This window comes from Anaerococcus lactolyticus ATCC 51172 (assembly GCF_000156575.1).
Classification (GTDB): domain Bacteria; phylum Bacillota; class Clostridia; order Tissierellales; family Peptoniphilaceae; genus Anaerococcus; species Anaerococcus lactolyticus.
Window position 1 is genome coordinate 391,099 of record NZ_GG666046.1, and the last position, 16,479, is coordinate 407,577.

The 16,479-nt window shown below is 35.0% G+C and carries 20 protein-coding genes; 19 read left to right on the forward strand and 1 reads right to left on the reverse strand.

From position 1 onward, the window contains the following. Nucleotides 1–44: 44 nt before the first annotated feature. The 8 genes from HMPREF0072_RS06415 to recA all read left to right on the forward strand — a co-directional run bounded on the left by HMPREF0072_RS06415 (nt 45) and on the right by recA (nt 7,262). Entirely contained in the window at nt 45–1,412 is a 1,368-nt protein-coding gene (locus HMPREF0072_RS06415; protein WP_004828477.1) for a YjiH family protein, read from the forward strand. Between the two features lie 165 nt (nt 1,413–1,577). Next, nucleotides 1,578–2,024 carry a hypothetical protein gene (locus tag HMPREF0072_RS06420; RefSeq protein ID WP_004828479.1) on the forward strand — a complete coding sequence of 149 codons (447 nt, stop codon included), beginning with the start codon at nt 1,578–1,580 and terminating at the stop codon, nt 2,022–2,024. 206 nt (nt 2,025–2,230) lie between these two features. Further along, nucleotides 2,231–2,503, forward strand: a complete 273-nt coding sequence (locus HMPREF0072_RS06425) for a type II toxin-antitoxin system RelB/DinJ family antitoxin (RefSeq protein WP_004828482.1) — start codon at nt 2,231–2,233, stop codon at nt 2,501–2,503. Continuing rightward, nucleotides 2,493–2,771 carry a type II toxin-antitoxin system YafQ family toxin gene (locus HMPREF0072_RS06430; protein WP_004828484.1) on the forward strand — a complete coding sequence of 93 codons (279 nt, stop codon included), beginning with the start codon at nt 2,493–2,495 and terminating at the stop codon, nt 2,769–2,771. The genes HMPREF0072_RS06425 and HMPREF0072_RS06430 overlap by 11 nt, the downstream gene beginning before the upstream one ends. A 122-nt stretch (nt 2,772–2,893) precedes the next feature. Further along, nucleotides 2,894–5,179: a DNA translocase FtsK gene (locus HMPREF0072_RS06435; RefSeq protein WP_004828486.1), complete on the forward strand. Its 2,286-nt coding sequence runs from the start codon at nt 2,894–2,896 to the stop codon at nt 5,177–5,179. Nucleotides 5,180–5,188: 9 nt separating this feature from the next. Continuing rightward, nucleotides 5,189–5,719 carry a CDP-diacylglycerol--glycerol-3-phosphate 3-phosphatidyltransferase gene (gene pgsA, locus HMPREF0072_RS06440; protein WP_004828489.1) on the forward strand — a complete coding sequence of 177 codons (531 nt, stop codon included), beginning with the start codon at nt 5,189–5,191 and terminating at the stop codon, nt 5,717–5,719. A gap of 21 nt (nt 5,720–5,740) precedes the next feature. After that, nucleotides 5,741–6,154, forward strand: a complete 414-nt coding sequence (locus HMPREF0072_RS06445; protein ID WP_004828491.1) for a hypothetical protein — start codon at nt 5,741–5,743, stop codon at nt 6,152–6,154. A gap of 58 nt (nt 6,155–6,212) precedes the next feature. Next, a complete protein-coding gene (gene recA / locus HMPREF0072_RS06450) occupies nt 6,213–7,262 on the forward strand; it encodes a recombinase RecA (RefSeq protein WP_004828493.1) in 1,050 nt (349 codons plus the stop codon). Between the two features lie 41 nt (nt 7,263–7,303). On the opposite strand, the gene HMPREF0072_RS06455 is transcribed toward recA, so the two are convergent. Further along, entirely contained in the window at nt 7,304–8,338 is a 1,035-nt protein-coding gene (locus tag HMPREF0072_RS06455; protein WP_004828494.1) for a DNA polymerase IV, read from the reverse strand. Nucleotides 8,339–8,408: 70 nt separating this feature from the next. Between HMPREF0072_RS06455 and HMPREF0072_RS06460 the strand changes: the two genes are divergently transcribed. The 11 genes from HMPREF0072_RS06460 to HMPREF0072_RS06510 form a co-directional block, all read left to right on the forward strand. Next, nucleotides 8,409–8,654, forward strand: a complete 246-nt coding sequence (locus tag HMPREF0072_RS06460) for an RNA-binding S4 domain-containing protein (RefSeq protein WP_004828496.1) — start codon at nt 8,409–8,411, stop codon at nt 8,652–8,654. Then, nucleotides 8,647–9,180, forward strand: coding sequence for a PilN family protein (locus tag HMPREF0072_RS12310; RefSeq protein ID WP_004828498.1), 534 nt, complete (start codon nt 8,647–8,649; stop codon nt 9,178–9,180). Before HMPREF0072_RS06460 ends, HMPREF0072_RS12310 begins: the two co-directional genes overlap by 8 nt. Then, nucleotides 9,164–10,528, forward strand: coding sequence for a tRNA lysidine(34) synthetase TilS (tilS, locus tag HMPREF0072_RS06470; RefSeq protein WP_004828500.1), 1,365 nt, complete (start codon nt 9,164–9,166; stop codon nt 10,526–10,528). The genes HMPREF0072_RS12310 and tilS overlap by 17 nt, the downstream gene beginning before the upstream one ends. Continuing rightward, nucleotides 10,518–11,087, forward strand: a complete 570-nt coding sequence (gene hpt, locus HMPREF0072_RS06475) for a hypoxanthine phosphoribosyltransferase (protein ID WP_039931190.1) — start codon at nt 10,518–10,520, stop codon at nt 11,085–11,087. The genes tilS and hpt overlap by 11 nt, the downstream gene beginning before the upstream one ends. 43 nt (nt 11,088–11,130) lie before the next feature. Next, a complete protein-coding gene (locus tag HMPREF0072_RS06480) occupies nt 11,131–11,622 on the forward strand; it encodes a DUF5673 domain-containing protein (protein WP_004828504.1) in 492 nt (163 codons plus the stop codon). A 62-nt stretch (nt 11,623–11,684) separates the two neighbouring features. Further along, the gene (locus HMPREF0072_RS06485) at nt 11,685–12,476 is read left to right on the forward strand and encodes a type III pantothenate kinase (protein ID WP_004828506.1); all 792 of its coding nucleotides are present in this window, start codon (nt 11,685–11,687) and stop codon (nt 12,474–12,476) included. Further along, nucleotides 12,454–13,452 (forward strand): tRNA dihydrouridine synthase DusB, encoded by a 999-nt coding sequence (gene dusB / locus HMPREF0072_RS06490; RefSeq protein ID WP_004828508.1) that lies wholly within the window; start codon nt 12,454–12,456, stop codon nt 13,450–13,452. The genes HMPREF0072_RS06485 and dusB overlap by 23 nt, the downstream gene beginning before the upstream one ends. Continuing rightward, nucleotides 13,421–13,894: a transcription elongation factor GreA gene (gene greA / locus HMPREF0072_RS06495; protein WP_004828510.1), complete on the forward strand. Its 474-nt coding sequence runs from the start codon at nt 13,421–13,423 to the stop codon at nt 13,892–13,894. The genes dusB and greA overlap by 32 nt, the downstream gene beginning before the upstream one ends. Before the next feature lie 9 nt (nt 13,895–13,903). Further along, the gene (lysS, locus tag HMPREF0072_RS06500) at nt 13,904–15,817 is read left to right on the forward strand and encodes a lysine--tRNA ligase (RefSeq protein WP_004828512.1); all 1,914 of its coding nucleotides are present in this window, start codon (nt 13,904–13,906) and stop codon (nt 15,815–15,817) included. Nucleotides 15,818–15,880: 63 nt separating this feature from the next. Beyond that, on the forward strand, nt 15,881–16,162 hold the full coding sequence (locus tag HMPREF0072_RS06505) for a CD1845 family protein (RefSeq protein WP_039931191.1): 282 nt from the start codon (nt 15,881–15,883) through the stop codon (nt 16,160–16,162). Between the two features lie 83 nt (nt 16,163–16,245). Then, nucleotides 16,246–16,479: replication initiator protein A (locus tag HMPREF0072_RS06510; protein WP_004827251.1), on the forward strand; the 234-nt coding region annotated here is incomplete at its 3' end.

Here is a 16,479-nt window from a genome sequence, read left to right on the forward strand (position 1 = left end):
ATATTTTTGATTTTATGGGCGCTAGTTAAATTAAGAGGTAAAAAATGACAATTAAAAAAGAAAAAATAACATTTGCTAGGGTATTGAAGTTTGTGATCCCTTCAGCCATAGGTGTGCTACTTCTAATGACGCCATTTAAGACAGCTAATGGTGGTTCGACTGTAGCAGTATCAGTAATTTCAAAATTTTTAAACCAAACAATTAACTCAATAGTTCCAATCCACTATGTGGCTTTGGCTTGTATTACAATATCAACCATACTTGGTCTAGCTTATAAATTTGCTAAACCTAGTTTTATTGAGAAATCTCCTATCCTTAAGGAAATTTCAGATATTACTCCTATCTGGCTTTTTGCTAGAGTTGCAGGTTGCATAATCGGCTACATGACAGCCTTTAAACTTGGACCAGAATTGATTTGGTCTGAAAATACCGGTGGTCTAATCCTATTTGAATTAATTGGTGGACTTTTGACTATATTCTTGGTAGCAGGTTTCATCCTACCATTCCTAACAGAATTCGGTATCCTCGAATTTGTTGGTATTTTCCTATCAAAAATTATGAGACCAGTCTTTAAACTTCCTGGCCGTTCAGCAGTAGACTGTGTGGCTTCATGGATAGGTGATGGTACAATCGGTGTTGCCCTCACTGCTAAACAATACGAAGAAGGAAACTATACCGAAAAAGAAGCAGCAATTATTTCTACAACTTTCTCAGCTGTATCAATTACTTTCTGTATGGTTGTACTTGAAAATGTTAACATGGTTGACAGGTTTGGTCTATTTTACTTAATAGTTGGCGTATCTGGTATAGTAGCAGCTTTAATCGTGCCACGTATCCCACCTCTCTCAGGCAAGAGAGATGTAAGGGCAAAAGAACAAGAAAATCCAAACGAAGAAACAGTTCCAGAAAACTTCACCAGACTAGAATGGGCCACCCAACTTGCAGTTTTAAAGGCAGAGAAGAACTTAAATCTAAAACAATTCCTATTAAATGGACGTGACACAGTTTTAAGCCTCTGGCTTGGTGTAACTCCAGTAATCATGGCAGCAGGTACCCTTGCCCTAGTATTGTCTGAATCAACACCAATCTTTACTTGGCTTGGTATGCCATTCTTACCAATCTTAAAACTTCTCCAAGTGCCAGAAGCAGTTGAAGCAAGTAAGACAATGGTAGTTGGTTTTGCCGACATGGTTGTTCCATCAATCCTAGCCAGCAAGGGCATTACATCTCAATTTACCCAATTTGTGGTAGCAGCTGTATCTGTAACCCAACTTATCTACATGTCAGAAACAGGAGCAGTTATCCTTGGTTCAAACATACCTGTAGACCTAAAAGATATCTTCATCCTATTCTTAGAAAGAACATTAATTACTCTTCCAGTAATAGTAATTTTAGCTCACTTATTATTTTAAAATCTTAAATAATTAAAAAATTTACTCCCTTAAGTCATTTTTTGGCTAAGGGAGTATTTTTTTTATTAAAAATCTTAAGTGGTATATTGACAAATTAAAATAATTATTTTAAAATAATAAAAAAAGTAGCTGTGGTTTTACAATAATTCAATTCGGAGGTTTAAAATGAGAAGAAGATTTGTATTTATGACTATTGTTATTGCTTTTTTAATAGTTTTCACTTCTTGTAGGAGCAAGAAAAAAGAAGATAAGATTGAAATATTTGATTCTAACAATGTAAAAATTGCTGAAACAGAAAAACAAGAAGAGTTAGATTATTTTAGTAATTTTATAGGGATGAGCGTAGAAAATGTTAATGATAAGAAATTCGACAATTATTTTAAAGAAATACCTGAGGATGCAATAAAATCTTATTATGTAATATTTACCAGCAAGGGTAAAGATAATGAAGCTACAAAGATAGATTTTTATATGTATGAAAATTATCCTTATATTACAATGGAGGGAGTGCCCATGATCACAACTCCATTTACATGGCAGCTTTCTGAAGAAGATATAAAAGAATTTAATGATAAAGTACAAGATCTTAAGGATATAGATGATAAAAGATAAGGCGTTAAAGATTGAACTGAACCCCAAAATTCAAAATTAGGATGGAGGGGTTCTTATGCCACGATGCATATAAGAATTTAAAGAAAAATTATCTTAGATTACTTATTAGGAATAAAGAAAATCCAAATTTATCGTGGGCAATATAATGACGGTGTATTGACTGCGTACTGATTAAGCTATATAATATAGGCAAAGGAGATGAGCAAATGGCTACAACAAATTTGAACATAAGGACAGACAAGGAAATAAAAGAAGCAGCAGAAAAAATCTATTCTAGTTTAGGTTTAAATATGACTACCGCTATAAATATGTTTTTAAGAGCAAGTATTAGAGAAAGTGGTATTCCTTTTGATTTAAAACTTGATATCCCAAGTGATGAAACCATAAAAGCTATAGAAGAAGGAAGAATGATAGCTAAAGATAAGAACGTTACAGCTTATTATAGTATGGATGACTTGAGGAAAGCTCTTGAAGTATAAAATAAAGTTTACAAGTAGATTTAAAAAGGATTTAAAGCAAGTTAAAAAGCAAGGAAAAGATATTGAAAAACTCTTAGATATTGTTGAGAAATTAGCAAATGATGAATCCCTTGATGAAAAATATAGGGATCATTCATTAGCTGGAAATTACAAGGGGACTCGAGAATGTCATATAGAGTCAGATTTTTTGCTTATTTATGAAAAGTTTAATGAAACGCTAGTCTTAACCTTAATAAGGACGGGATCACATTCAGATTTATTTAAATAGAAGATAGCACCTTTAATATAGGTGCTTTTTTTATGAAAAATTATTTTGAAGACTCACTAGTTGTAAATTTTATATGGTTTATTTTTAATTAATTTACCATATAATATAGGGGAGAGGTGTATATGACAAATAGGAATTCTGGGAGAATTAGGAAAAAGACGACTAGCAAATCTCCCAACAAAAGTAAACAAAAAAAATTCAGGGAGAGATCCTTTGATATAAAGAAATTTTCGATGGTAGTTATGGCCATATCTGTCCTTATATTTATTTTTATTTTATCATCAAGTACAGGACTAATTGGCGATGCTTTAGCAAGATTTTTTGAAGGTCTCTTTGGTAAGTTCAGCCTTGCTTTCCCAATTTTATTATTTGCAAGTTTTTATTTGATCTATAGGGAAAAGTTTAGGGATAATTTAAGTCGCATGCTTTTAATTTATAGTATTTATTTTTTGACCCTTGCTATCTCATCCAAGGATTATATCAGAAATGAGCTGGCTTGGTCAGTAGAGTATTCTGCCTTTAAAGGAAATTTGGGTGGAGGATGGTTTGGAGGTCTTGTTGGATTTTATACCTTAAGCTTTATCGGCCATCTTGGTCTTTATATTCTCTATGCGACCCTAATAGGTTCATTAATAATAAATGTTAGTCCCTTTACCTACAAGGAATTTTTCTTGAAATTAAGAGATGGTTTTATAATTTTAGGCATTGGTATCAAGCATCTAAGCCAAAAAGCTTATCTTAAGATAAGGGAAAAAATCGATGAATCCAAGACTAAGAAATCTTTAAAAGAAGAAAGAATCCCAAGTATTAGGATAAACAATAACTTGTCTGATAATCCTCCAAGGAAGGCAATTAAAAAAAGGCCAAGCAGAAAAGAGGAGGATAGGCCAAGGGAAGAAATTCAAAAAGATTTGAAAAATGATGATTTGATTAGGGATTACAAGTCTAAACAAGTAGAATTTGCAGACCTTAACGAAGATTTAAAAAGAGAATTTGCAGATTATTCCTACCCACCAGTCAATCTTTTGAAAGATGTTAATGCCGAAGGCGGGATTGATAATAGTGAAATAAGGGCAAAGGCAGGAATTATTGAGGAGACTTTGGAGTCTTTTGGGATTGATGGAAAGATTGTCCAGATAGACGTGGGTCCTACTGTCACCTGCTATGAATTAAAACCTGCTAGGGGTGTTAAGGTTTCAAAAATTGTAAACTTAGCTGATGACCTTTCTTTAAGTCTTGCCACATCAGGAATTAGGATTGAAGCGCCAATTCCAGGCAAATCTCATGTTGGGATCGAAGTTGCCAACGACAAAAAAGAGATAGTAGGTTTTAAGGAAATCATCTCATCAACTCAATTTATCAAATCAAGACATGCCATTCCTTTTGCCATGGGTAAGTCAATTTCAGGTGAACCAATTATTTCAGCTATCGAAAAAATGCCACACTTGTTGGTGTCAGGTGCAACTGGTTCTGGTAAATCTGTTTGTATCAACACAATAATCATGTCCATTTTATATAAGCACAGCCCAGATGAAGTCAAACTTCTCTTGATAGACCCAAAGGTGGTTGAACTTTCAATTTATAATGGGATTCCACACTTGATTATGCCAGTTATAACCGACCCTAAGAAGGCATCTTCTTCACTATTTTGGGCGATTTCTGAAATGGAAAGAAGGTATAAACTTTTTGAAGAAAACCAAGTTAGGGATATTAAGGGTTATAAGAGAGCGGCTGAGACCGATGACTCCATGGAAAATCTTCCTTATATAGTTGTAATTGTTGACGAACTTTCAGATTTGATGATGACAGCTGCAAGTGAAGTTGAAGATTATATTACAAGGCTTGCCCAAAAATCTAGGGCTTGTGGAATACACTTAATAATTGCAACCCAAAGACCAACTGTGGACGTAATTACAGGAACAATCAAGGCAAATATTCCTTCAAGGATTTCCTTTGCTGTTACAAGTCAGATAGATTCAAGGACAATTTTGGATATGCAAGGGGCAGAAAAACTCCTTGGTAAGGGAGATATGCTCTATGCTTCATCTGATTCTATGAAACCTTTAAGAATACAAGGAGCTTTCATTTCGGATGAGGAAGTTCTTAGGGTTGTGGATTATATAAAAGGCTCTAGCGAAACAAACTATAATGAAGAAGCAATCGAAAAGATTGAAGAAAATGTTACAGCTGATCTTGAAGATGAAGATGAACTCTTGGATGAGGCAATCAAGGTAATAGTAGCTGATCAAACAGCGTCTGTATCCATGCTTCAAAGAAAGCTTAAAATCGGCTATGCCAGGGCTGGCAGGATTATCGACCAGCTAGAGCAAAAGGGGATAGTCGGTGGCTATGAGGGCAGCAAACCTCGTAAGGTCCTTGTGGATAGGACACAAATTGAAAATTTATAGGAGAAAAAAATGAATATAGCAAATAAAGTTACCATGGTAAGATTAGTTATGATACCAATTTTTGTTGTAGCCTTCTACTACTTTGGTACAAGTTATAATATAGCAGCTATTTTATTTATGCTAGCATCCCTAACAGATGCCCTCGACGGTTATCTTGCCAGAAGTAGAAATTTAATTACAAATTTCGGTAAATTTGTAGACCCCCTTGTGGATAAGGTTCTAACAATGGCGGCCTTTATTGTTTTGGTTGAGGCAGGGGTAATTCCTGCTTGGTCTGTTATAATAATTATTTCAAGAGAACTTATAATCACAGGTTTTAGGACACTTGCAGCTGATATGGGTATAACCATCGCAGCATCCATGTGGGGCAAGGCAAAGACAACCAGCCAGATGATTTCCCTAGTTTTATTATTGCTACATAATGAAGTTTTAAATAAATTTGGGATTTACGTATTTTATTTGGCAGTGATTTTGACAATTATATCAGGACTTGATTATTTGATAAAAAATAAGAAAGTTTTAGACTTAGAAAATATTTAAGACTGGACTTTGGGAGTATATATGGATAATGAAAAAGGCAAGAAACTAATAAGAGTTGAGTTAATCCTACTTGTAGTTCAAGCCCTAGCATCTTTTTTTGGTAATTTCATCCACCAAAGGTTTATGTCTGATGGAGCTACGATTACCATAAAAAAGTTTAATTTTATATCGCCTATGACCTGGGGCTACGGCAATTTTTTTCCGATTTTATTTCTAGCCTCCTTGCTTGTGGCAGGGATAATAATGGCAAATGCCATGCGTAAAAATTCGCACTTAGAAGATAAGTTAAGTTCCAATATAGTTATTTTTGGTGGAATTTTATTTTTGATGGTACCCCTAATTATTAACGTTCAACAAATCAATATTGGACTAATTCTGATGGTGACCATTCAATTTATAATTTTTTCAATAAATATGGTTAGAACAAGAAATTAGACTTTAATAAAAAAAGGTATATAATACTATTAAGACATTAAGTGTATAAGGAGTGTATATGGACGCAGATAAAAAGAAGGCCCTAGATCAGGCTTTTAAGCAGATAGAAAAGAAATATGGAAAAGGCTCAATTATGAAGATGGGCGAGGCACCAAGAGTTGCCATAGATTCAATTCCAACTGGTGCTGTCAACCTTGATATAGCCCTAGGTATTGGTGGACTTCCAAGGGGAAGAGTCATTGAAATTTATGGACCAGAATCATCTGGTAAGACTACCCTAGCTCTCCACGTTATAGCAGAAGCTCAAAAACTTGGTGATACCTGTGCCTTTGTGGATGCAGAACATGCCCTTGATGCAGAATATGCAGGAAATCTTGGAGTAAATATTGACGAATTAATCTTATCTCAACCAGATACAGGTGAGGCAGGTCTTGATATAGCAGAAAGTCTTGTCAGGAGTGGGGCAGTAGGTCTCATTGTAATCGACTCTGTTGCAGCCCTTGTTCCAAAGGCTGAAATTGAAGGAGAAATGGGAGACAGCCACATGGGTCTTCAAGCAAGACTTATGAGCCAGGCTCTTAGAAGACTTACAGGTATTATTTCTAAATCAAATACAACTGTAATTTTCATCAATCAATTGAGAGAAAAAATCGGGGTTATGTTTGGGAACCCTGAGACAACCACAGGTGGACGTGCCCTTAAGTTCTATGCTTCAGTAAGACTTGATATTAGAAGGATTAAGACCATAACTGAGGGAGATAATTCAATCGGCTCTAGGACCAGGGTTAAAATTGTTAAAAACAAAGTTGCTCCTCCATTTAAGATAGTGGAATTTGATATCATGTATGGTAAGGGAATTTCAAAATCTGGAGTACTTTTAGATACTGCAGTTGACTTAGGTATTGTCGAAAAAGCTGGGTCTTGGTATTCATACGGAGATGAGAAACTCGGTCAAGGTAGGGAAAATGTCAAAATCATGCTTGAAGAAAATGCCGACCTTGCCAAATTAATTGATGATAAGGTTAGGGAGGCTTTCAAAAAAGATTTGGCACCTGTCGAAGAAGAAACAGAAGAAGCAAAACAAGAATCAATCTTAGATCAAGAATAAAAGTAAAACCCGTAAGTATAGAAATACTTGCGGGTATTTTTTTATAAAAAACTTAGCTGGTTCATATCCATAGTTGACAAATTTGATAGAGAAATACCTATTAGCCTGATGTACTCGCCATTAAAGGCTTCATCTAGGAGCTTTATGGCTTCAAGGTAGATGTCGTCTGCAAGGTAGATTGGCTCTTGGAGGGTTAGAGAACGGGTTTGGTTTTTGAAATTTTCATCCTTCAATTTTATAGAGATTGTCTTGGCCTGAATATCTTTTTTTACCATCTCAATTTCAATCAAGTCAGAAATTTTTCTTAAATAATCTTTCAAAACTTGGATATTATTGGTGTTTTGGCTGAAAGTCCTCTCCTTACCAATAGACTTCCTGTCCCTTGTCGGATTAACCGGCCTTTCATCAATACCCCTGATTACTCCGTATATATAGTCCCCACCCTTTCCGAATAAGCTTTCCAAAAATTCTTTATCGAGCTTTAAAAGGTCAGCTACCTTATAGATGCCAATCCTATTTAGTTTATAAGTCGCACGACGTCCTATGCCATGGACCTTGCCAACAGGTAGGTCTGGGAGAATTTTACTGACGTCTTCCTTGCCAATGTATTTAATCCCATAAGGTTTGTTCCAGTCAGAGGCAAGTTTGGCAAGAAATTTGTTGTAGGAAATCCCGATTGAAATAGGTATTTGAGTCTTGGCAAGGATTTTATTTTGGAGATTTTTCGCAAAGTCTAGAGGATCATTAAGGTCTACTTCTATGTAAGCCTCATCTATAGAAACTTGTTCATAGACTTTGGCGTAAGCTTTTACCAAGTCAAAAACCTCTATAGATTTCTCCTTATAATAGGCATGGTCGACCCTGACTAAAATTAGGTTGGGGCAGAGGTCTTTTGCTATAAAAACGGGCATAGCAGAGTGGATGCCGAATTTTCTTGCCTCGTAATTGGCAGTTGTGATTATGGATTTATTGGATAGTCCTCCCACAGCCATGGGTCTTTTTTTTAGTTTTGGATTTCTTATTTCTTCGCAAGATGCATAAAAGGCATCGCAGTCGATATGGAGAATGTATTTCATAAGACTACTATACTAATAATCGGGAATTTGGCTAAATTGCAAAAGAGCCTATAAAAAGTACAGTTAAGATATGAGAGTAGATAAATTTTTAAAAAATTCAAGAATTATAAAAAGAAGACAGGTTGCTAAGGAAGCCTGCGAGAATGAGCGTGTAAAAATTAATGATAAGATTGCCAAGGCTGGCAGTGAAGTTTGTAAGGGTGATATAATTGAAATCACCTTTGGCAAGTCAGTCCTAAAAGTGAGAGTGCTTGATTTAATTGAAGGCGCTAAGAAAAATACAGCAGATGAAATGTATGAGGTAATAGATGGCTAGAAATAGAAGAAGGGCGAGGAAAGACTCCTACCTTTCTAAAAGAAGAGAAAAAAATAAAAGATTTTTGCGAATGGTTTTGGCCTTGTTGGTTGCAGTGAGCCTTGGATTTTTGTATTTGAATCACTCAATGAATAAAGAAAATGCAAAAATGACTAAGGATATCACTTCAAGCGAGAAAAAATTAGAAGACGTTAAGGCTGAAATCAATAGTCTCAAAGAAGATTATGAGATGCGAAATACTGATAAATTCAAGGAAAAAGTGGCTGAGGAAAAACTTGGCATGGTTAAAAAAAGCAAAGATAATGATGAAGAAAAAGAAGAATCATCTGTAATCAAGCCTCCAAAAAAATCTGATGGAGAAAACCAAGCAAACCCAGCCAATAATCAAAATGCTAATCCTAGTGGTGAAGAAAATCCTAGCCAAAATGAAAACAATAAGGCTAGTCAAACCAGTCTACCAAACCCAAACGATCGAGAAACTCAAAATCAGCAAGTAGAGACCAAGACCAATGAAAATGGAAGATAGGGTTTATAAGACCGTTGTCGAAAATAATTTGCTTAGCGAGGGTGATACGGTAATTGTTGGGGCAAGTGGTGGGCCTGATAGTCAATTTCTAATCCATATCCTAGATAAGTTAAAAAATAAATTAGGTATAGATATAGTTCTTGCCCACCTAAACCACCTTCACAGGAAGGAAGCTAGTAAGGATGAGGACCTCGTAAGGCAAACTGCGGAAAAACTTGGCCTAAAATTTTATTCAAGATCAAGGTCCATGGATGAGCTTGCCAAAGAACTTAAGATTTCATCAGAAGATGCAGGTAGACGCCTTCGCTACGAATTTTTCAATGATTTATCAAAAAAATTTCCGATAAGTAAGATTGCTGTCGCCCATAATAAGGACGATCAGGCAGAAACAGCCCTTATGAGGATAATAAGGGGCACAGGTCTTGATGGACTAAGGGCGATGGACTATAAGAATGGAAATATTATAAGGCCTATCTTAAATATAAAAAAGAAAGAAATCTTAGCCTACCTAGACTCAAATGAAATTGCCTACGCCATAGACCATACAAATTTTGAAAACGATTATACAAGAAATAAGATAAGGCTAGATATCATTCCTATCCTAGAAGAAATAAATCCTAATGTAGTTGACGCAGTTTTTAAATTATCAGACCTTGCCAGAGATGACTTGGCTATTTTGGAAAAAAGTGTGGATAGCAAGTTTGATGAAATGTCAAAGGTCAAGCATGGAAAAATTTATTTTGATAAAGATCATTTTGAAAAAACTGACCCAGCACTTCTAAGAAGGATTTTAAGAAAAGCTGTAGGGGTTTTGAAGGGTGAAATCAAGGACTTGTCCAAAGAAAATTTGGATGATTTTTTGAAAATAAAAAATTTAGCCACAGGTAAAAGCTTAATAAAAGATGATATATCCTTAAGAAAGTCTTATGAAGCCTATGTTTTAGAAATTTTAACCCCAGCGGAAAAATCCAAAACTGACCTATATTTATATGACAAAGACCAGGTCCACTTTGATGGAATTTATCTGAAAACAAGTATAATTAATAGTGGAAAATATGAAAAAAATAAAAATGTTGGGTATTTTGACTATGACCTCCTCCACTTTCCTTTGAAAGTCAGGACTAGGCGTGCTGGAGACAGGTTTGTGCCTTTGGGTCATAAGAGTGAAAAAAAGCTTAAAGATTTTTTTATTGACCAAAAAATCGATAGGAAGAAGCGAGATGAGCTACCTATTATTTTGTCAGACGATAAGATTATTTGGCTCGCATCTTTAAGGATAAGTGATGAATTTAAGGTCACAGGTGGTACAAAAAAAATACTAAAAATCGAGGTTTATGATGAAAATTGACAAAGATGATTTAATCGAAAAAGTGTTAATTGATGAAGAAAGTCTTAATTTAAAGATAAAACAATTAGCAAAGACTTTAAACGAACACTATGCCGATAGGGACGAGTTAATTTTAATTTGTATCCTAAAAGGCTCAGTAATGTTTATGACAGAACTAGCAAAAAATTTAAACATTGAAACAAAAATGGAGTTTATGTCTGTTTCTTCTTATGAAAATAACACTTACTCATCAGGCAATGTAAAAATTTTAATGGACCTTGATATTGATATAAAAGATAAGGAAGTCTTGATTGTCGAAGATATAATCGATACCGGTTATACCTTAAAGAAAATCAAGGAAACTCTCCTAAAAAGAGAGCCAAAAGACCTAAAGATTATAACCCTACTTGATAAGCCAGAAAGGCGTGAAGTAGATATCAAACCAGATTATACAGGTTTTAAAATACCTAATGATTATGTGGTTGGATTTGGTCTTGATTATAACCAACTTTATAGAAACCTAGCTTACATAGGTGTAGTTAAAAGATCAGTTTACGAAGATATAGAGGAGATAAAATAGGTCTCAGGACCTATTTTATTATGTAAGATAAGGGGGAGATAGGATGCAAGGATTTGACAAGATTATATTAATTTTATACGGGGCGATTACAGTTTTTTTCATCTATAGGATTTTTAAGCAGAACAAGGATAAAAACTTGTTGGGAGCTAATGTGACTTCTTTCAAAAGGCCTATTACATCTATGGAAATGATTTTATTTTCGATTCTAGTAGTTGTTGGTGGGGTTAATCTTGTAAATGGTTATAAGACTAACGATAAAAACTCCATGATGACTGCTTGTGTGATGGTTGTATTGGCGATAGTATTTATGATTTTCACCCTATGCAAGTTATACATATCTGAAAAGGGTATGCTAATTAATTCTGGTTTTGTAAATTTTAAAGACCTAAAAAAATGGGGATTTGACACCAATAGGGGTGAGCTTGTTATGGCCATCAAAAAGGATAAAAACACCACTCGCGAGAGTGTAAAAGTCAAAAAAGAAGATATAGAAGAGATAAACGAGCTTATAAGAAAGTATAAACTAGGGAAGTAAGCTTGAAAAAAAGCCTCTTTAACCGTATCATATAAGAGCTAAATCAAACAAAGGAAGTATATATGCTACTGGTTATAGATATTGGAAACACAAATACCGTTATTGGTATTTACGAGAAGGAAAATTTAAAGTCTAGATTTAGAGTGGCAACTGACTTGACCAGCACCAGCGATCAATTAGTTGCTACTTTATTTAATATGTTCATGATTCATGATATAAAGGTCGAAGACATTGATGACACCATAATTTCTTGTGTAGTGCCAGATGTTTTATACAACTGGCAATCAGCAAATAGAAAACTTCTAGACAAGGAAGCTAAGGTGGTCGAATATGATACCTACACAGGTATTACCATTGATTATGAAAATCCAAGCGAGGTTGGTGCTGATAGGATAGTAGATGCAGTTGCTGCCTATGAAAAATACGGTGGACCTTCAGTGGTAGTAGACATGGGAACAGCTATAACTGTTGACGTGGTTACTTCAGATGCCAGGTATCTTGGAGGAGTTATAGCCCCAGGTATAAAAATTGCCCAAGATGGACTTTTTGGCAAGACTGCAAAGCTACCAAAAATCGAATTAAAACAACCAACCACAGCCATTACAGAGTCAACTTCAGAAGCTATCAACGCCGGAATAGTAATTGGTTATATTGGTATGATAGATAAGCTTATAGAAACTATCGAAGATGAGATAGTTCAAAGGCTTGGCATTGATAGGGATGAAATAAATGTAATAGCTACAGGTGGTTTTTCGGAACTAATTTCCCAATCCAGTAAGTATATAGAAACCATAGAGCCAGATCTTATGCTTGAAGGCCTAAGGATAATCTATGAGAGAAACCTTGGTAGATAAAAAGATTATGCTTGCACCCTTGGCGGGTGTGACAGACACTGCCTTTAGGATAGTTTGCGAAAAAAATGGTTGCGATAAGACCTTCACAGAGATGGTGTCTGTAAATGCCTTATCCTTCGATAATAAGGCGACAGCTGATATTATGTTTATATCAGATATGGAAAAAAATGCCAATATCCAAATTTTTGGTTCGGATGTTGATAAGATAAAGAGAGTTGTCGAAGAAAAAATAAATCCACTTACAAATATCAAAGAAATTTCTTTTAACATGGGTTGTCCGGCTCCAAAAATTTTTAATAATGGCGAAGGTTCTGCTCTTCTAAAAAATCCCCACCAGGTCTATAAGATAACCAAGGCCTTGAGGGAGGCAACCGATAAGGTGATCAATATTAAATTCCGTCTCGGCGTTGATGATGATGCTATTAATTATTTAGAAAATGGTAAGGCAATGGAAGAAGCTGGTGCAGACTACCTAATCCTTCATGCTAGGACTAGAAAAGCCATGTATTCTGGTCATGCCGACTGGCAGGCGATTAAAAATTTAAAAGAAGCTGTAAATATACCAGTAATAGCAAATGGCGATATTTTTACTCCAGAAGATTTTATAAGAGCAATGGAGATAACCGGAGCTGATGGAGCGATGATTGCAAGGGGTGCCATGGGAAATCCCTTCATATTTCGTTATATAAAGGAATATTTAGAAAAAGGCTCCTACACAAAAGTTACATTTGATGAGATAATTTCTCAAATAAAAGAGCATTATGAATTGGCCCTTAAGTTTAAGGACGAAAGGCTAGTGATAAATCAAATGCGCAAACATGTTGGTTGGTACATCAAGGGTCTTTATATGTCAAGTGACTATAGGGACAGGGTAAATAAGATACATACTAGCAAGGAAATTTTTGACCTGCTAGATGAATATAGAAAAATTTTAGGTGATTATAATGACAGAGAAGAAAGAAGTAATATTAACTAAGGAAAAATTAGAAAAATTAGAGGACGAATTAGAGTATTTAAAAACGAAAAAACGTCCTGAAATGGCAGAAAAAATCAAAATAGCAAGAAGCTTCGGTGACCTTTCAGAAAATGCTGATTACGATGAAGCAAAGAATGAACAAGGTGAAGTAGAATCAAGAATCATGAAGATAGAAGACATGATTAGAAATGCCAAGACTATCGAAGTTGATGAAAATTCTGACACTGTTGGTGTTGGCAATACTGTTTGTCTTTACGATGAAGAATTTGAAGAAGATGTAGAATATAAAATCGTAGGAACAGCTGAATCAAACCCACTTGAAGGGTATATTTCTAATGAGTCACCAGTTGGTGAAGCTATCATTGGTCATAAGATTAATGATAGGGTAGAAGTAGAAACTCCAAATGGCAAGATGTATTTTGTAATTAAGAATATTAAGTAAGGAGAAAAAATGGCTGATAACATTCAAGATTTAAATGAAATGCTTAAGATTAGAAGAGAAAAACTTCATGAACTTAAGGAAGAGGGCAAGGACCCACACCGCATAGTTAATTTTAAAAATAGGATAAGCTCAAAAGAAATCAAGGATAACTTTGAGAAGTATGAAGATCAAACTGTAAGGGTAGCTGGAAGAATCCTTGCAAAAAGAGGTCATGGTAACATGAGCTTTATGGATGTTCAAGATGACCTTGGTCAAATCCAAGTTGTTAACCGTAAAAATGTTATCGGCGATGACTTTAAATATATCAAAAAATACGATATCGGTGATATCATCGGTGTTGAAGGCAAGGTATTTAAAACTAACCAAGGTGAAATATCAATAGAAGTAGCAAAAAGCGACCTTTTAACCAAGGCTCTCCAAATGCTTCCTGAAAAATGGCACGGCCTAAAGGACCCAGACCTTAGATATAGACAAAGATATATAGACTTAATAGTAAATCCTGAAGTAAAAGAAGTTTTTGTTCAAAGATCAAGAATAATTTCAGCAATCAGAGAATTTTTGGACGGTAGGGGATTCTTAGAAGTAGAAACTCCTATCCTCAATACAATCGCAGGTGGAGCTACTGCTCGTCCATTTATTACCCACCACAACACTCTAGATATCGATATGTACCTAAGGATTGCCAACGAACTTTACCTAAAAAGGCTAATCGTAGGTGGTTTTGATAGGGTATATGAAATCGGTAGGATGTTTAGAAACGAAGGAATGGACGCAACCCACAACCCAGAATACACCGCCATGGAATTATACCAAGCCTACGGCGACTATGAAGACATGATGGAAATCACTGAAAACATGGTAGAGCACGTTGCAAAAAAAGTAAAGGGCACAACCCTTGTAGAATTTGACGGCCATGAAATAGAGCTTAAGGCTCCATGGAAGAGAATTCCAATGATAGAAGCTGTAAAAGAATATTCTGGCGTAGACTTTAACGAAATTAAAACTGACGAAGAAGCCAAAGCCATTGCCAAGGAAAAAGGTGTGGAAGTAAAGGAAACAAGAGGCGAAATTATTGCAGAATTCTTTGATGAATTTGTTGAAGATAAGCTAATCCAACCAACCTTCATCACAGACTATCCCGTAGAAATCTCACCACTTGCCAAGAGAAAGAACGACGATAGGTCACTAACCTATAGGTTTGAAGCCTTTGTTTCTGGAGCAGAAATCGGCAACGCCTTCTCAGAATTAAACGATGCAGAAGACCAAAGAGCAAGGTTTGAAGACCAAGTTAGAAAAAGAGAAGCAGGCGATGATGAAGCCCAAATGATGGACTATGACTTTGTAAATGCCCTAGAAGTAGGTCTACCTCCAACAGGTGGACTTGGAATTGGTATCGATAGGCTAATCATGATTTTAACAGGTCAACATTCAATCAGGGACGTACTTCTATTCCCAACAATGAAGCCAATAGGCTTAGAAAAGGCAGAAAATGGGGGTTTGTCAAAAGAAACTTACGAAACTTACGACAAACTTACGACAGAAGAAATTGACCTTTCAAAAGTGAAAGTTGAACCATTATTTGAAGATATGGTAGACTTTGAAACTTTCTCAAAATCTGATTTTAGAGTTGTAAAGGTTAAAAACTGCGAAGAAGTTCCTAAGTCAAAAAAACTTTTGAAATTTACATTAGATGATGGTTCTGAAAAAGAAAGAGTTATTTTATCTGGTATTAAGGAATATTACAGCGCAGAGAGCTTAATTGGAAAGACACTACTTGCAATTTGTAATCTTCCTCCTCGTAAGATGATGGGAATCGACTCAGAAGGTATGATTATATCTGCAATTTGTGAGTATGACGGTGAAGAAAAACTTAACTTAATAATGCTGGATGATAATATTCCAGCAGGATCAAAATTATATTAAAGGACACGCTAATTATGAAACTGGGGTTTGTTATGAATCCCAGTTTAATTTTTAGGAGTATGTATGAGATGGATAATTAGAATAATTTTATTACCGATAAGATTAGTGTTGAGTTTGCTCATAGCTTTTTTAACCTTCATATTAAGTTTGAGTACTGCGTTGTTAAGCGTAGTTTCTACTTTGATTTTTATAATTGGAATAGCTAGCATTTTTCAAGGAGACAAGCAAATTGTAATTGAAGCACTAATATTAGCATTTTTATTTAGTCCATTTGGATTACCTAAATTAGGTATATATGTTATTGGATTATTAGAATTATTAATCTATACAATAAAATCAATTTGAAGAAAAATAAATATAAGACAACCGTAGACGATAGAAAGCAATAATTCTGTCGTCTTTTTTTATTTTAAAGAGAGGAGGTAGGAATGAATTTTGATTATTTTTATAATAGGCAATCTGAAATGTATAACTTCATTAGGTTACCTATGGTATTAATGGAAGATGAAATTTTTGAGAGCATTTCTATTGAAGCTAAAGTTTTGTATTCATATATGCTTAATCGAATGGGTCTTTCATATAAAAATGGCTGGATCGATGAAGATGGAAAAGTCTTTATTTACTACACAATTGAAAGTATAAAAGATCAATTTAATTGTGCC

Bases quoted from the DNA above. Each gene is read 5' to 3' on its own strand.
- HMPREF0072_RS06415 (WP_004828477.1), top strand. From the start codon at position 45: ATGACAATTAAAAAAGAAAAAATAACATTTGCTAGGGTATTGAAGTTT.
- HMPREF0072_RS06420 (WP_004828479.1), top strand. From the start codon at position 1,578: ATGAGAAGAAGATTTGTATTTATGACTATTGTTATTGCTTTTTTAATA.
- HMPREF0072_RS06425 (WP_004828482.1), top strand. From the start codon at position 2,231: ATGGCTACAACAAATTTGAACATAAGGACAGACAAGGAAATAAAAGAA.
- HMPREF0072_RS06435 (WP_004828486.1), top strand. From the start codon at position 2,894: ATGACAAATAGGAATTCTGGGAGAATTAGGAAAAAGACGACTAGCAAA.
- pgsA (WP_004828489.1), top strand. From the start codon at position 5,189: ATGAATATAGCAAATAAAGTTACCATGGTAAGATTAGTTATGATACCA.
- HMPREF0072_RS06445 (WP_004828491.1), top strand. From the start codon at position 5,741: ATGGATAATGAAAAAGGCAAGAAACTAATAAGAGTTGAGTTAATCCTA.
- recA (WP_004828493.1), top strand. From the start codon at position 6,213: ATGGACGCAGATAAAAAGAAGGCCCTAGATCAGGCTTTTAAGCAGATA.
- HMPREF0072_RS06455 (WP_004828494.1), bottom strand. From the start codon at position 8,338: ATGAAATACATTCTCCATATCGACTGCGATGCCTTTTATGCATCTTGC.
- HMPREF0072_RS06460 (WP_004828496.1), top strand. From the start codon at position 8,409: ATGAGAGTAGATAAATTTTTAAAAAATTCAAGAATTATAAAAAGAAGA.
- HMPREF0072_RS12310 (WP_004828498.1), top strand. From the start codon at position 8,647: ATGGCTAGAAATAGAAGAAGGGCGAGGAAAGACTCCTACCTTTCTAAA.
- tilS (WP_004828500.1), top strand. From the start codon at position 9,164: ATGAAAATGGAAGATAGGGTTTATAAGACCGTTGTCGAAAATAATTTG.
- hpt (WP_039931190.1), top strand. From the start codon at position 10,518: ATGAAAATTGACAAAGATGATTTAATCGAAAAAGTGTTAATTGATGAA.
- HMPREF0072_RS06480 (WP_004828504.1), top strand. From the start codon at position 11,131: ATGCAAGGATTTGACAAGATTATATTAATTTTATACGGGGCGATTACA.
- HMPREF0072_RS06485 (WP_004828506.1), top strand. From the start codon at position 11,685: ATGCTACTGGTTATAGATATTGGAAACACAAATACCGTTATTGGTATT.
- dusB (WP_004828508.1), top strand. From the start codon at position 12,454: ATGAGAGAAACCTTGGTAGATAAAAAGATTATGCTTGCACCCTTGGCG.
- greA (WP_004828510.1), top strand. From the start codon at position 13,421: ATGACAGAGAAGAAAGAAGTAATATTAACTAAGGAAAAATTAGAAAAA.
- lysS (WP_004828512.1), top strand. From the start codon at position 13,904: ATGGCTGATAACATTCAAGATTTAAATGAAATGCTTAAGATTAGAAGA.
- HMPREF0072_RS06505 (WP_039931191.1), top strand. From the start codon at position 15,881: ATGAGATGGATAATTAGAATAATTTTATTACCGATAAGATTAGTGTTG.